The organism is Bradyrhizobium sp. C9 (assembly GCF_002532045.1).
Lineage (GTDB): Bacteria > Pseudomonadota > Alphaproteobacteria > Rhizobiales > Xanthobacteraceae > Bradyrhizobium.
Genome location: NZ_NWTG01000015.1, coordinates 93,622 through 108,049 on the forward strand (window position 1 = coordinate 93,622; position 14,428 = coordinate 108,049).

The window sequence follows — 14,428 nt, forward strand, 5'->3', positions numbered from 1 at the left end:
TGAGAGGCGGACAAGAAGAGCGCGCGTTTTTTGAGATAGCCTAACTAGGTCATGCGCTTATCGTTGTAATGTGCTTGATCGGCCCTCGGCGCCCCTTAGCAACGCCATGTGAGGCCTCGGCGCATCAATCCCCCGCGCCGGGGCCTTTTGGTTGGCAATGCTCCGTCGGGCACTGAGGCGACACACTGCGACGCGGTTTCGATCGCAGTGATGCGTCGAAGGAGCCGCGACGATCGAGAGGGTGATGCAAAGACCAATTTGCACCTGACCAGGAAGCCGCGGTTCTGCTGCTGGTCTCACTCAACTGCAGCTTGGCGCCATTTAATCGAGTGTCGGAACCAAAAAAACATCAAGAGCAAAATTTCTGCGGCGATCGCTGCGAGCAGGCCCCAGCGAGCGGCATGAGTTGGGTTAGGGGCGTCGGGCAGGTTCGGTGGGCTAAACACAGCATCCTGCGAGGCTCCTAGCGTTTGCAGTTTTAGCTGCTCAATTCGTTTATTGGCCTGGTCGATCTTGGTGATAAGAGCGATGGCCGGGGTCAAGGCATCTTCGGAAAGCGTGTTCTCGGCGTGCAGCACTGGTGGCGACGCCTTCTTGATGACGTCGAGCAAGGCCGACATCTGCGGAATCAATTGCTCCGTTCGCGCAATCTCGTCGTTCAGTGCCTTCAGTTTAATCGGTGGTGGGATTGTCGCCTCAATCCAGGCCGCTATGAACGCAGCATTGATGGCTTGCGCCATCGTCGGATCGGCATTGGTTACGCTCAGACGAAACAGTGGCGATGTTCGAGGGTTTTCTTTTTGCGCGACTGAGATCGACCGGTTGCTATCGAGTGCGCGGCGACGATCCTCGGCGGTGGCGCCGTCGACCTTGAATTTGGTGAGTAGCTGATCGAGCACGGGGACAGTGCTCATGATGGCGTCGGCTGCGCGTGCCGAGTTCTCATCAAGCCGTAAATAGGCCACGCTAGTATATTCCTTGGTTCGGAAGCTCGCGTAAGCTGCAACTACGGTGCCTGCAATGAGTGGCGCCACGATCAATGCGACAACGTTCTTGCGAACTACCGCAAAGATTTCTCGGATGATAAGAACTGCTGCTGAGGAATTGGCTTCAGAAAACTGCGATTCTTGAAAATTGCTCGACGTCACTTCGTCCTCCCCTCCTTTTTAGTCTAACCCAAAGGAACTCGTGCCCGAACATGGTTAGTCGTGGAGGCTCGTCGGAAATCACCCGCTGGGAAGAAACTGTTTCTTTGATCTAAAGTTCCGCGAGGATCGATCGCCGGCCGGCGTTGTCATCTCAAGCTGAGTCCGGTGCCTTAACGTCGGGCTCTTCTTGATGCCTCACAGGTATCCGCGGCGATCTCATCGCGCTGGCAGGCGTCATACTCGGCATGGAACTGCCACATCTGGCGCGAACTGTCGGGTTACCGCAGGCGGTATTTCGAGTGGCTTTCGGGTGATGGGCATCGCCGAGAGATGGGTATTAAGGACTTACGAGTTCCATATAGACCAATTGCCGCATTGTTTCTCGAAGGCTAATTCGCTGAAAATCTCGATTACGCAGCGGAATGCTACAACGGATGCGGAACTACAGCACCAGCGTTGGGTAGGGACGTTGGTGCTTTTTATGCGAACGAGTGTTTTGCCTGCTTGCGTCATCTGCGGAATCGGCGAGAGCCCTAGCAACTTTTGGGGGCCAGGGAGGCAGTTGTCGGGGCCCTCTATGCGGCTGGTCCAACGCCAGCCCACTCGCAATTGAAAGGCTGCCAGCTTTAGGTCCAGAGCGTCCCTATTTCTGAGGCTAGCCGGGTGCGAGTCCGACCCTATATCGCTGCGCAAGGCGCCAGAACCAGTCTTGGTCGAGGTTGGTCTGCCGATCAATTTCTCTGACCGAGCTGCGTGCGCGATCGAACAGCGCGTAGCAAAGGCCTTCGTCGTCGTGGCGGGCGTAATAGGCGATGCCGTCGGGATTGAGCGGATGGCTGAAAAGCGCCTTCGACCAGGCCTGCGGCACGTCGTAAGGCAGTCCGCCATGCACCACCTCGGCGGTCGCGCCGAGAATAGCGAGCGAGGGCCCGGCCAGTCTGATCAGCGAAAGGTCCGCTGTGATCTCCAGACGAGCATAGGCCTTGAGGCGGAGCAGGCTGGTATCAAGCAGCGTCCGGCCGGGCACGCGGAGGAACGTTTCTGCGAAGGCGCCAAAGGGCTCCCGGGCCGCATAGAGAACGCCATAGCTGCCGTCGGGAGCGTTCAGCCGGCCGAGACGCGAGGTGTCGAAGAAGATCGGATCGTACGCGGCGGTGTAGAACCGGTGAACGACCGTACCCGCCCGCAGCCGGACCAGGCGGGGACGGCGGCGGTCGAGATCGTCCGGCGGCAGTGGAGCGGTCACGCGCCTTGCTGGGCCATACGCCGGGCGGCCTCGACCACAAGTTCAACCCTGCCTTCCCTGAGGAGGTCGATCGGCTTGCGGCCGCCCAGCCGGTCGTCAGGTTGGGCCAGGAAATTCAGAACGGTCCAGGGGTTGTTGGTCGGCAGCGCTTCCTGGACGGACTTCAGACCTTCGACGACGGTGCCGTCGGCGTTGAACTGAAGCGTCGGAAAGCTCCGGTGATTGCTCGGACCTGGCACCGCGAGGAGGCTGCCTTCCTGCACGCGCTTGTCGACAGCCTGCCGCGAGATGCCGCGCAGGAGCGTTCTGACCTGGTCCAAATCATAGGCGCCGCCGGATCGCCGAAGGTCCTCCTGCGCAATGCGGACACCTTCGAGAACCGCGAGCGCGCGGGCATCGGGTGCGAATGCGTCCTTGTTGACGACAGCGGCTTGCTTCGCTGCCTCGGAGAAGAACCGGAATGCTTGCCCCGCCAGATGCTTGTTCCGCTCACGCACCTTCTGCAGTGCGGTCGCGTTTTTGGAAACGATAGCGACTTGCGCGTCAGCGGGCAGCGCCAGGTTCTTCAAAGCGGCGGGCTTCTGCTTAAGTACCATCATTACGCCGTCCCCCCGGAGGGACAGATCCTCGGTACCGGATGGCTTAGACTGTGCCTTGGACATGAGCTGAACTCCGTCTTGAATATCGGGACGTTGTGCAACTTTGTCAACTTTGACAAACCGTAGAAGAGGTATTTTGGTAGGGAAAATTGGGCCGAGGTGGTTTCGCCGGCACTCCCCGCGAATCGTGCGGAGAAGAGTGCCCTAAATTAATCTCCCGATAGCTCGTGGCGCGAGATGGATGGCCGTTTGGGCAGTCCGTCGCGCAGCGATATTGCTTTCGACGCGCGCTTTCTCCGGCTGACCGATATGACCATCGACGTTGAAGCACAAACAGCCCTGGTTCGATTTTTGCACTCGCTGGGGCCGATCCGGGCGAGGCCGAACCGGCAATCCAGTTCGATCATGCCGTTCACCTTCAATTGAGGAGCTTCCTCACTCACGCCGAGACTGCCGCAGCAGCGATCTTGCTTCGACGGGTTTGATTGTGCCGGATCTCGCTGCCGACTGCTATTTTTATTCAAGTTGAATGCGATCCCGCTTTTCATCTCGCCGCGTTCGTTGCGAGCGTCGAGTGGGGGCGGAAAAATGTTTCCGGCAAAAATCTACGTCGGCGAGATCGCGGTCGTGTCCCGCGGCATCGAGCCGCCAATTGTTCGAACTCCAGTGTAAGCATTCGAGGATTGGTGGAAGCGGGTCGAATCTCTTAACGGCAGTAGGATTCGTCATATCGCCAGAATCCGTCAGATCCGAAGTTGTTCTAAAGGAAATGAGTTCGCATTGAGACTCAACAAGCGGCTGACGCCGGTCATTTTCAGCAGCGTCGAAGACAAGCTTATACCGGAGCGCTAATCCTGCACGCTGTGCTCCACCCATCTTACGACTGTCTGGCTTGTGGATAGTCCGCGGCATGACGAGACAGGCGACGCGCAAAAATCGCGGACAACCTGGCGTGGCATGAAATCACCCGGAGTTTGGCAGGATATCACCTTGCCGGACGCGGTCCGGATTCTAATGCTCCGAGCCTGGAGAGGAGACACCCCGAGCCCTGAATCTCTGCGGCGCAACGCACGCGGAAGAGCACGGCGATCAGCAAATGTCTCCGAGGGAGGAATCGGATGCCGCAACTGTCGCCCGATCGCACGCGACAAATCCTTGCCGATAGCGCGTTCAGGGAGCTCGTTTCGGGACGCGCGAGACTGCGATGGGGTCTGTCCATCCTGACGCTGGTCATGTTCTTCGGCTTCATCGCGCTGATCTCGACCGCAAAAGCCGCGCTCGGCGCGAGCTTCGCCGGCAGTGCGATGCCGCTCGGCTTCGCGCTCGCGCTTCTCATGGTCACGGCGATCGTCGCGTTCACGGGCTTTTATGTTTTGCGCTCGAACGCGCGCTTCGACGCCCTCGCGCGCAGCGTCAACCGGGAGCTCTGCCGATGATCGCCAGATCGCTGTTGATCGCGCTTTGCTTTGCGTTTCCATCCGTGGCCATGGCTCAGGGAGCGCCCGCGGCGGGAGCCCGCGGGCCTGACTGGATCGCGATCGGCATGTTCCTCGTGATCGTCGCCGTCACGCTCGTCATTACCTGGCGCTCGGCCGGCAGTACGCGATCGAAGGCCGGCTTCTACACCGCCGGACACGCGATCACGCCGCTGCAGAACGGGCTGGCGACCGCCGGCGACTTCCTCTCGGCGGCGGCCTTCCTCGGCATCTCCGCGCTGGTCTATGCCAACGGCTTCGATGGCTTCATCTATGCGCTCGGGTTTCTAACGGGATGGCCGATCGTGCTGTTCCTGATGTCGGAGCGGATGCGCAATCTCGGCAGCTACACCTTTGCGGATGCGGCGGCGTTTCGCCTGCAGCGGACACCGGTCCGGCTCGTTGCCGCGACCGGAAGTCTCGTCGTCGTGCTGTTCTATCTGATCGCGCAGCTGATCGGAGCCGGCAAGGTGATCCAGCTGCTGTTCGGCATCAACTACATCTTCGCCGTGCTCGGCGTCGGCGTGCTGATGATCTTTTACGTGATCGTCGGCGGCATGCAGGCGACCACCTGGGTGCAGATCACCAAGGCCGTGCTACTGCTGTGCGGCGGAACGCTGCTCGCGCTGGCTGCACTGTGGCATTTCGACTTCAGCCTCGGGCGGCTGCTTGGGGCTGCGAGCAGCATCCATCCCAAGGGAGCCGCCATTCTCGTCCCCGGCGGACTGTTTGCCGAGCCGGTGTCGGCGATCTCCCTTGGCCTCGCTTTGGTGTTCGGCACGGCCGGCCTGCCGCATATCCTGATGCGGTTCTTCACGGTGAGAGATGCCGCGGCCGCCCGCAAATCCGTGTTCTATGCGACGGCCTGCATCGCTTATTTCTGCTGGATCATTCCGGTGCTCGGCTTTGCCGCCGCGGCGATCCTGATGGCCGATCCGAGCTACTTCAATGTTGCAGCATCCGGGCAGTTCAACAAGATCGCCGATCTGATCGGCGGGCCCAACATGGCGTCGATCCATCTTGCCCATGCGATGGGCGGTCCGCTGCTGCTTGGCTTCATCTCCGCGGTGGCATTTGCGACCATTCTTGCCGTCGTCGCCGGCCTGACGCTCGCTGGCGCCTCGGCCGTCAGCCATGACATCTACGGCCAGGTGTTAGCCGGCGGCAAGGCATCCGAAGCGCGCGAGCTGCTGGTGTCGAAGATCTCGGCTGTCGCCATCGGCGTCGTTGCGGTTCTGCTGGCCTATGCCTTCGAGAACCAGAACGTGGCGTTCATGGCGGGTCTTGCGCTGTCGGTCGCCGCGAGCTGCAACTTTCCGGTGCTGGCGATGGCGATGTTCTGGCGTGGCACCACCACGCGCGGGGCCGTCGCCGGCGGTATCGCTGGCCTCGTCGCATCGGTCGTGCTGGTCGTGCTGAGCAAGACGGTCTGGGTCGCCGTCCTCGGCTTCCCGACGGCGCTGTTCCCTTACGACAATCCCGCGCTGATCTCGATGCCGCTCGCCTTCCTGTTCGTCTGGCTGTTCTCGGTGACGGACCGCAGCGAGCGCGCGGCGCGCGAACGCGAGGCATTTGCAGCGCAGTTCATCCAATCCGAGATCGGAACGGCTTTGGCCAGCGAACGCCCGGCTCTCGCAGCCGCGGCCTCGTGACGTTGGACGGCACGAACCGAGGAGCCTGGAAAACAGCATGACCAACGCAGTTCAACTCGACGACACCCACGACCCGGCACGGCGGAGCTTTGTCGAATCGGCAGACGGCGAGGCGACCGACTTCCCGATCCAGAATCTGCCGCTCGGCGTCTTCAGCACCGCGGCCGATCCGCGGCCACGGATCGGCACGGCCATCGGTGACTTCGTCTTCGACCTGAAGCGGGCGCTCGGGTCGGATGAACGTCTCGCGGCGCCGATCCGCCAGGCGCTGCAACAGTGCACGCTCAATGCGCTATTCGCGCTCGGACCCGTGGCGATGCGGGAGCTGCGCCGCCGCGCCGCCGATCTGCTTGGTCAGGGCAGCGCGGCCAATGACACCAGGCGCCGTGCGTCCGAATTGTTGACGCCGCTCGCGGACGCGACGCTGCATCTGCCGACACGCGTCTCGAACTACACGGACTTTTATGCCGGCATCTATCACGCGCAGGCCGCAGGCGCGCTGTTGACGCCGGAAAATCCGCTGCCCGCGAACTACAAATGGGTGCCGATCGCCTATCACGGCCGCGCCTCGTCCGTGCAGGTCGGCCGCGGGATGGTGCGGCGGCCGCTCGGGCAGCGCCCGCCCGCGGCGGCAGGCGGTGCACCGAGCTTCGGCCCGTGCGAACGGCTCGATTTCGAGCTTGAGATGGGCTTCTACCTCGCCGCCGGCAACCGGCTCGGCAATCCCGTTCCGATCGCCGAAGCATCGCAGCAGATTGTCGGCTATTCGTTGCTGAACGACTGGTCGGCGCGCGACATCCAGCGCTGGGAGATGTTTCCGCTCGGGCCGTTCCTCAGCAAGAGCTTTGCCACCTCGGTGTCGCCCTGGGTTCTCACGTCGGATGCGCTGGCGCCGTTCCGCGTCGCGGCGCTGGCGCGGCCGGACGGCGATCCGCGTCCGCTCGATTATTTGTTCGACGTGGCCGATCAGTCGCACGGCGGACTCGATGTTCATCTCGAAGTCCTGCTCTCGACCGCACAGATGCGTGCCGCGAACCAGCCCGCCGCGGTAATTCTCAGCTCCAATGCAAAATACCTGTACTGGACGCCGGCGCAGATGGTCGCGCACCACAGCATCAACGGCTGCAATCTGCAGCCCGGCGACCTGATCGGCACCGGTACCATTTCGGGGCCAAGTCCGGCCCAGCTTTCGAGCATGCTCGAGTTCACCGCCGCCGGATCACGGCCGGCCGCCCTTCCGAACGGCGAGCGCCGCGGTTTCCTCGAGGACGGCGACGAGGTCATCTTCCGTGGCCGCTGCATCCGGGAAGGTTTTGCGACCATCGGGTTCGGTTCATGCGTCGGCAGGATCGGGCCCGCCGATGCCGTGATTGCTGGAAGCAACCATGCCTGACAGGGGGAGGCTGATATGGACTGTCAATCGCTGCTCATCCACGCGCATCTGCAGAACGGGGCGCTCGACCCGGACGACTTCCAATTCGGACAGCTTCTGACCTTGACGGTCGGGCTGTCGCTGCTGCTGCTCATGCGTCTGGCGATGCTGCTGCTCACTGCGCTGTAGGGCGACGGAAGTCCGACGGCGAGCGGTTGGTCCATTTCTTGAACGCCTTGCGAAAGCTGGTCGCATCGGCAAAGCCGACACGCTCGGCGACCTGGTCGATGGCCAGATGGGTGTTCTCGAGCAGCTCCGTCGCAATCGACCGCCGCATCCCGTCGACGATCGATTGGAAGGACTGCCCGTCCTCCGCCAGCCTGCGGTGGAAGGTGCGCAACGACAGCCCGAGCCGCGATGCGATCTCCGGCGCACCGGCAAATCGGTTGGGGCTATTGAGGCATGCCGCTCTGATCCGTCTGACCAGCTCCGATTCGCCGGGCCGCTCGGTCATGACGACGTCGCAGAGCTGTTGGCAGATCTTCGCGGTGATCGGGTTGGCGTTGGGGCAGGGCAGATCGAGCACCTTGGCGTCGAAATGCCATTCCATGCGATCGGCGCCGAAGTCGATCGGGCAGTTGAACATCCGCTCATAGTTGCGCCAGTGCACGGGCGCCGGAAAAGGGAAGATCATCCGCTTGCTCGGGAACGGCGACTCGAGGATGCGGCTGAACACCGCGGTCATCGAGCTGCGCCAGAATTCCGCGGCGAACGGCAGCAGCTCGCCGAGCGGGTCAAGCCCATGGCTGCGCAGGATCGCGGTCGTGCCATGCTCGATCCGGAAGCTGATCTGCCGCACCGCCGGCCCCGCCATCGTGATGTGATCGAGCGAGAACGTCAGCGCTTCGCCGAATGTCCGGCTCGACACCAGCGCATAGCCGTAAATGCCGTAATCGCTGATGCGCTGCCGGGCTCCCGCGAGCAGCCCGATGTCGGATCGCTTCGCCAGCCGCATCGCGTTGCGGTAGATCGCCAGTCGCTGGCGGTGCGAGATGCGGGCATGGGGATCCTCGAGCTGCGAAGCATCGAGGCCGGTCCGCGCGAACAGCTCCCGCACCGAGACGCCCTCCGCGGCGAGCTCGGCCGCCAGCGCGCCGAGGCCGAGCAGGCTCTGCGTCGGCGCATCGGGATCGCTCGAGATCGGCATCACGATCTTGATCGGCTTCATGGCGCGTCCTCCGCCTCCCCCTGGCACAGATTGACAGGTCGACGAACGGCTCTTCCGGCCGTTTGGCAATATTCGACATCATAAATGGCAGAGCTTGACGTTGTCACGCTTGTTATGACGGGTGACATTCAAATGATCAGAACGGCGGGACCTGCGCCGAGCAGGCCCGCACCGAGGAGACGTCTGCCCGCCGTGATACCGCGTCGAAAGCGCGTCCGGCCGGCTTTTGCATCGAGCGGAGGGAACCCGATGGCGACAGTACTTCACGACATGGACGGGGGGGTCGGCGTGGTGACGCTGGCGAAGCCGCCGCACAATTTACTCGACGACCAGCTCATCAATGATGTGGTCCGCGCCTACCACGCGGTGGTCGCGGCCGGTTGCCGCGCCATCCTGCTGCGCAGTGCGATGCGGCACTTCTGCGCCGGCGCGGAGATGGCCTCCTGGGGAACCGGCACCAAGCTGCACACCGATCAGGCCGGGCTCGAACGGGTCTGGCGCAGTCTCGAGGATGTGCCTGTCCCGACCGTTGCAGCCGTTAACGGTGGCGTGCTCGGCGGCGGGCTTGAGCTCGCTTTGACTTGCGACATGATCATCGCCGCGAACACCGCGTTCCTCGGCCAGGTTGAGGTTGCGGTCGGGTTGCTGCCGTTGCTCGGGGGCACGCAGCGCATTGCGCAACGCGCGGGCGTTGCGCGGGCCAAGGAGATCGCGATGCTCGGCCGCCGCCACACCCCCGAGGCGTTCGAACGCTGGGGCATCATCAACCTCGTCGTCCCGGAAGCCGAATTGGGCGCATCGTCGATGACCATGGCGCGGCAGCTCGCCGCCGGCCCGACCAAAGTCATCGCGGGCGTCAAGATGCAGGCGAACCTGCAGGCGCGCGGCGGCGTCGCGGCCGCCGACGCGCGGCAGGTCGAAATCAACGACATGATCTGGAAGGCGAAGGATCGCCAGCGCGGTGCCGATGCCTTCTTCGCGTCGGGTCCGGCAACGGCCGTCTTCGAGGGAGATTGATGATGTCGGCTGCACCTCTCCAAGGATTGCGGGTCGTCGATTTTACCCGTGTGTTGGCCGGTCCGCATTGCACCAAGGCGCTGCGTGACCTCGGCGCCGACGTCACCAAGATCGAGCCGCCGTCCGGGGACATCGGCCGCGCGGGACTGCCTTACGTCGGCGGCATGGGTCTCTATTTCGTACAGCAGAACGCCGGCAAGCGGAATCTCAGCATCGACCTGAACTATGCTGAGGGACGCGAGATAGTCACCCGCCTGTGTAGGGATGCGGACGTCATCGTCGAGAATTTCCGTCCCGGCACCTTGGCGCGGTTCGGCTTCAGCTACGACGACGTCCGTGCCTTCAACCCCGGCATCATCTATGTCTCGCTGAGCGGCTATGGGCAGTCGACGTCCTGGCGCAATCGGCCGGCCTTTGCGCCTACGGTGCAGGCCGAGACCGGCCTGACCTCGATCGTGCAGGACCATTTCGGCGCGGCATTGTCGGAGCCTCGCGGCGATTCCTGTAGCCATGCCGATGTCTATACCGGGCTGCAGGGCGTGATCGCCGTGCTTGCTGCACTCCAGCATCGCAACCGCACCGGCGAGGGACAGCACGTCGACGTGTCGATGGCTGCGACGATGCTGTCGGTCAACGAGCGCGCCGGCGCGATGATGTCAGGGATCGACACCGAGGGCGAGCCGATTGCGCTGTCGGCTAATGAGTCGCACATCTTCGAGATGTCCAACGGCATCCGCCTGACGATCGCCGCCAGCCCAATCTATTCGCCGATGTTCACGCGCTACTGCGCGATGATGCGGCGAAGCGATCTGCTGGCTGATCCGCGCTACGCCACCGCTAACCTGCGTCGGCAGAACCTCGCGCCGCTGCTCGCTGAGATCCGCGCCTGGATCACGACGTTCGAGAATCTCGAGCAGCTGCAGGCGCAGGTTAGCGAAGCCGGGCTCGCGGTCGGGCGCGTGCGCACCGTCAACGAGTTCGTGGAGACCGATTGGGCCAAGGAGTGGAATGCCGTGGTCGAAGTCGATGACCGGGCCGGCGGACTCGTCCGAATGCCAGGCAATCCCTGGATCTTTAGCCAATCGGAACTGCCATTGCCAGGCTTGCCGGCCTATCAGGGCGAGCACAACGAAGACATCCTTGGCCAGCTCGACTTTGCGCCCGAGAAGATCAGGGATCTGGCGCAGCGCAACATCCTGCTCAGCCGGCGATAGACGGAGCTTGTGCAGGCCATGGTTGAAAGAGCGGTTCGATTGGATGGAGGACGGAAGCCGACGGCATCAAGCGATCCGTGACGACCTCCTCGGCATGTTCCGCAGCGTAAATTTTGTGACGCGAACTCGCCATGCAGGCGCCTAACTGTTTCCGACCCTCTCACCGCAGGCTCTAACGTTTCATGCCCGGTGCTCGCAGGCAATCGGGGGGCTCACCATGACGACCTGCTGTATTGAAAAACCGGCTTCGAAGAGCCGACTTGTTCCTTCGTGGCGCAAATCGTGAAAGCATAGATCATCGATCTCAATAGCGTTGCGCGAACGGCGGAAGGAAGCTCCAACCTCACGCACTTTTGAAAATCAAAAGCGATCGTGTAGCGACCGGTTGAGGATAATGCGGCAGCACGGACATTCTCCAAAGAAACACGGCGTTAGAGCGCATGCGTGAGCGTTTGGCAAAGACGGCTATAGTCTCGTTCGACCTCCCCGGGGAAACGACGTCCATAAAAAGCCCGCGCGATGTCTAAGAACCCCTGCGGGGTGAAGTCGGGCAGATGGCGCTTCAGGATGATTGCAGCTTCGCGAGCTTCACCGTAGCGTCCTTGCAATCCGAGAGCACAGACAAGTTCAATCCATTGAGCTGGAGCGTCGCTATAGAGCTCGATGGCTCGTCTCGCCGAGTCCTCCATCGCCTCAAGGTCTCCTGTCTTCCAAAAGCACCAGCCTGCATAGTGGTGCCACCGATGACTGCGAGGGTCTCTCGGACTTATTCGCATTGCCTTCTCGATTAATTTCAGGCTCTCGGAAACCTCCTGGCCGGCGACCCGACGAACATTTGCCAACAACGCTAGAGTCTGCGGATCCTCTGGACCATCAGAAACCGCAGTGCTTAGGAGTTCCAGTGCGAGGTCAATGTTTCCCGAAGAATAGAGCGCAGTATCGGCGCAGTTTGCCAGCACATAGGGATTTCGTGGCGCCGCTTCCCGTGCGCGGGCCGCGTAGCTGATGGCTGCTGCTCTGTCCTGCGAGGCATCGGCCCTCGACCAGAGCGCCCGCCAGGTATGAACAGCTGACAACAACGATTCAGCCATGGCGTAATCCGGCTCAATAGCGAGTGCCTGCTCCAGTTCTTCAATGGCCTGGGCCAAACCCTCAACTCGTCGCTTGAACAAGATGTGACCATTGGCCCTCTGTAGTCTGGCCCAGGCATCGAGATTCGGCGTCTCGCTTGCAAGTGCTCGCTTGATTTCAGATAGCATTAGACTTGGCAGCAATCGGCTTGCCGCAAGTTTAATGATCTCGTCGCGAACCTCGAAAAACCGGACAAATTCCCGGTCAAACGTTTCGGCCCAGATATGAAGGCCGGTTTCTCCGTCGATCAGCCGAACGTTTATGCGGAGCTGAACTCCGCGAATTTCCACGCTGCCTTCGAGGACGTAGCGCACTCCGAGTTCCGCTGCGATCCGGCGGACGTCGAGCGAGGAGCGCTTGTAGACCATCGAAGACTGACACGCGGTTACGAATAGCCCGGGGACTCGGGCCAGCGCCATCGCGAGTTCTTCGGTCAGGCCGTCGGCGATGACTTCATTGCGGAAACGTCCGAGGCCACGATCGACGAAAGGGAGAACTGCGATCGAGGGTCTGCCCTGAATGGGCGCCATTAATCGCGGATTGGGTGGCGCCGCAACATCATGCTGACGATTGATTTCAGCAATCCAGGTCGCGGGCTGGCCTTCACTATCAAGCGCCTGTTGCGTTGGCTGCAATGATCCGAGTGCCCTGCCTATGGTTGCCGAGCTTTGATATGATGGGGTACGACCGCATGATTTGAGCGCTTCGGCGAAGGTACGATATTGTTCAATCGCCAGCGCCACGTCTCCTTGATCGAGATAAAAGTGAATGAGCGATTGCTGAGCCTCCTCGCATGTCGGGTCGAGTGTAATCAATCGCTTCGCAAAGAGCTTTCTCTCAGTCGGTCCGGTAGTCGATAATCTTAACAGACACAGCAGGCTTCTGCATGCGTCCTGCCGAAACTCGAGCCGCCATTTGGCCAGCCACTCCTGAAAGACGCTGTTCTTTATGTTGGCGTCTTCAAAGAGGTCGCCCCGATACGTCCGGACCGCTGTCGCATGATCTCCGCGCTGGACCGCTTCTCGAAACAATTCGATATCGGTTCCGACCTGTGCGGGAAGCTCAACCCGGTCGCCCTGGCTCCAATCAGCCGCCGCCGTGATAACCAGGTCGTGGCGCAGTGAAAGAAGTTGTTGGCGAAGATTGGATCGTGCGCGATGGCTTTTTCCGTTCTTCCACAACAAATAGGACAAGCGTTCGCGGGTCCAATTGTCCCTCTCGACGGCCAAGCAAGCCAGGAGTGCCCGGGAGCGCTCGCTTCGGATCGGGATTGATAGCCCGCTGCCGTCGCTGACCTCAAGGTTTCCCAGACAATTCACGGTGACCTTGCGCATGATCATCATCGCAATTTCCGTAGCGCTGGATGGCGGGAAAGCTTAGCCGAAAACATTCTCCGGCCAGCGTCAATTCTTTCAATCCGAGGGCGCGGCATTTTTGACGCGCAGGTTAAAATGTTTCATGCGACAGATCGTGGCAATAAAGCTGGATGCCTTAAAACGAGACCTTCAGGGTATCAACCCGCGGCACGGGTCTCGCCGGGCAAACGTCTGAGCCGCTGCCATTTGGGAAAATGCCATTCTGGGTTGGCGAATTGGAAGGCGTCGATGCGTATCGCCGCCGATCTTCTTTGCGATCTCGGGCTGTGCCGGAATCGAACGACGTCTCATATTGCGCTGTGTGATCACGAGTCACCAAGCGCTTTGGTCCAGCGAGAATTTCAAGAAGATCAAATAAGCGATCAATAACTTCCCGAACCTGTAGCGGCGGCGAGACATTGCCGACGATCCGGCTTTCTTCTCATCCGGCTTTCTTCTCATGTCTGCCTCGGTGGGGAGAATTCGAGTGTGAACTGCCTCTCATTGCCGTGAAAAAATTCGATGAGCATGACGGTGCTTGTGAATGCGAAGACGACGTGTCATAGTTTTGTTGCCTCGTGTTGCTAGTCCTGCTCTATGCTTTGCTACTTTTAGTAAATTTAAAGCCGCCGGCTCGTTGTTCGTAGAGGGCGCCGCTATGAATGTTTTTCTGAATATCTCTGAAGTTGGGTTTTCATCCCGACGTCAGCCGCACATTGAATTGGATAGCCTCAAAATCAGAAGCCCCCTCCTGGAATCGGTCAGTCGCTAACTTGTTTCGCCCTGCGCGCGTATTTGTGCGGGGTTGTCGTTGCGTGAGTGATTTTTCTGCGCCGTCAGGTCCATTTCCAAATGGAGCAATCCAATGGGTATTCATTGGCGCTGGAACAAGGAATCCTTTAAGCGCTCCACGTTCGAATCGCTCCTCGACAAGGTCGTCCGCGAAATTTTCCCGGGCCGCGCCATAAAGCGACGGCGCATAGGCGGCGCC

General features: G+C 61.0%; 12 protein-coding genes. 7 read left to right on the forward strand and 5 right to left on the reverse strand.

Annotated elements, in window-relative coordinates:
• Positions 1-296 precede the first annotated feature (296 nt).
• The 3 genes from CO675_RS26260 to CO675_RS26270 form a co-directional block, all read right to left on the reverse strand.
• Positions 297-1,148, reverse strand: coding sequence for a GumC domain-containing protein (locus tag CO675_RS26260; protein WP_143279114.1), 852 nt, complete (start codon positions 1,146-1,148; stop codon positions 297-299).
• A 655-nt stretch (positions 1,149-1,803) separates the two neighbouring features.
• The gene (locus tag CO675_RS26265; RefSeq protein ID WP_097674733.1) at positions 1,804-2,394 is read right to left on the reverse strand and encodes an RES family NAD+ phosphorylase; all 591 of its coding nucleotides are present in this window, start codon (positions 2,392-2,394) and stop codon (positions 1,804-1,806) included.
• Positions 2,391-3,056 (reverse strand): hypothetical protein, encoded by a 666-nt coding sequence (locus CO675_RS26270; protein ID WP_097674734.1) that lies wholly within the window; start codon positions 3,054-3,056, stop codon positions 2,391-2,393. The genes CO675_RS26265 and CO675_RS26270 overlap by 4 nt, the downstream gene beginning before the upstream one ends.
• A 174-nt stretch (positions 3,057-3,230) precedes the next feature.
• On the opposite strand from CO675_RS26270, the gene CO675_RS26275 reads away from it, so the two are divergent.
• The 5 genes from CO675_RS26275 to CO675_RS40665 all read left to right on the forward strand — a co-directional run bounded on the left by CO675_RS26275 (position 3,231) and on the right by CO675_RS40665 (position 7,681).
• Positions 3,231-3,419 (forward strand): hypothetical protein, encoded by a 189-nt coding sequence (locus CO675_RS26275; RefSeq protein WP_097674735.1) that lies wholly within the window; start codon positions 3,231-3,233, stop codon positions 3,417-3,419.
• Between the two features lie 692 nt (positions 3,420-4,111).
• Positions 4,112-4,429 (forward strand): DUF485 domain-containing protein, encoded by a 318-nt coding sequence (locus CO675_RS26280; RefSeq protein WP_097674736.1) that lies wholly within the window; start codon positions 4,112-4,114, stop codon positions 4,427-4,429.
• The gene (gene actP / locus CO675_RS26285) at positions 4,426-6,120 is read left to right on the forward strand and encodes a cation/acetate symporter ActP (RefSeq protein ID WP_097674737.1); all 1,695 of its coding nucleotides are present in this window, start codon (positions 4,426-4,428) and stop codon (positions 6,118-6,120) included. Before CO675_RS26280 ends, actP begins: the two co-directional genes overlap by 4 nt.
• A 37-nt stretch (positions 6,121-6,157) precedes the next feature.
• Complete coding sequence (gene fahA, locus CO675_RS26290) at positions 6,158-7,513, forward strand: fumarylacetoacetase (protein WP_097674738.1); 1,356 nt, start codon at positions 6,158-6,160, stop codon at positions 7,511-7,513.
• A 15-nt stretch (positions 7,514-7,528) separates the two neighbouring features.
• A complete protein-coding gene (locus tag CO675_RS40665) occupies positions 7,529-7,681 on the forward strand; it encodes a hypothetical protein (RefSeq protein WP_158231305.1) in 153 nt (50 codons plus the stop codon).
• On the opposite strand, the gene CO675_RS26295 is transcribed toward CO675_RS40665, so the two are convergent.
• Positions 7,668-8,720: an AraC family transcriptional regulator gene (locus CO675_RS26295; RefSeq protein WP_097674739.1), complete on the reverse strand. Its 1,053-nt coding sequence runs from the start codon at positions 8,718-8,720 to the stop codon at positions 7,668-7,670. The two genes, CO675_RS40665 and CO675_RS26295, sit on opposite strands and share 14 nt — an antisense overlap.
• A 249-nt stretch (positions 8,721-8,969) precedes the next feature.
• On the opposite strand from CO675_RS26295, the gene CO675_RS26300 reads away from it, so the two are divergent.
• Positions 8,970-9,737, forward strand: a complete 768-nt coding sequence (locus CO675_RS26300; protein ID WP_097674740.1) for an enoyl-CoA hydratase/isomerase family protein — start codon at positions 8,970-8,972, stop codon at positions 9,735-9,737.
• A 2-nt stretch (positions 9,738-9,739) separates the two neighbouring features.
• Positions 9,740-10,951, forward strand: a complete 1,212-nt coding sequence (locus CO675_RS26305) for a CaiB/BaiF CoA transferase family protein (RefSeq protein WP_097674741.1) — start codon at positions 9,740-9,742, stop codon at positions 10,949-10,951.
• A gap of 431 nt (positions 10,952-11,382) precedes the next feature.
• Here CO675_RS26305 and CO675_RS26310 read toward each other — a convergent pair whose 3' ends face one another.
• Positions 11,383-13,425 (reverse strand): BTAD domain-containing putative transcriptional regulator, encoded by a 2,043-nt coding sequence (locus CO675_RS26310; RefSeq protein WP_097674742.1) that lies wholly within the window; start codon positions 13,423-13,425, stop codon positions 11,383-11,385.
• Between the last annotated feature and the right edge of the window lie 1,003 nt (positions 13,426-14,428).

Excerpts from the sequence above, each read along its gene's own strand:
- CO675_RS26275 (WP_097674735.1), top strand. The coding sequence starts at position 3,231 with ATGGATGGCCGTTTGGGCAGTCCGTCGCGCAGCGATATTGCTTTCGAC.
- CO675_RS26310 (WP_097674742.1), bottom strand. The coding sequence starts at position 13,425 with ATGATGATCATGCGCAAGGTCACCGTGAATTGTCTGGGAAACCTTGAG.
- CO675_RS26280 (WP_097674736.1), top strand. The coding sequence starts at position 4,112 with ATGCCGCAACTGTCGCCCGATCGCACGCGACAAATCCTTGCCGATAGC.
- CO675_RS40665 (WP_158231305.1), top strand. The coding sequence starts at position 7,529 with ATGGACTGTCAATCGCTGCTCATCCACGCGCATCTGCAGAACGGGGCG.
- CO675_RS26270 (WP_097674734.1), bottom strand. The coding sequence starts at position 3,056 with ATGTCCAAGGCACAGTCTAAGCCATCCGGTACCGAGGATCTGTCCCTC.
- CO675_RS26305 (WP_097674741.1), top strand. The coding sequence starts at position 9,740 with ATGTCGGCTGCACCTCTCCAAGGATTGCGGGTCGTCGATTTTACCCGT.
- fahA (WP_097674738.1), top strand. The coding sequence starts at position 6,158 with ATGACCAACGCAGTTCAACTCGACGACACCCACGACCCGGCACGGCGG.
- CO675_RS26295 (WP_097674739.1), bottom strand. The coding sequence starts at position 8,720 with ATGAAGCCGATCAAGATCGTGATGCCGATCTCGAGCGATCCCGATGCG.
- CO675_RS26300 (WP_097674740.1), top strand. The coding sequence starts at position 8,970 with ATGGCGACAGTACTTCACGACATGGACGGGGGGGTCGGCGTGGTGACG.
- actP (WP_097674737.1), top strand. The coding sequence starts at position 4,426 with ATGATCGCCAGATCGCTGTTGATCGCGCTTTGCTTTGCGTTTCCATCC.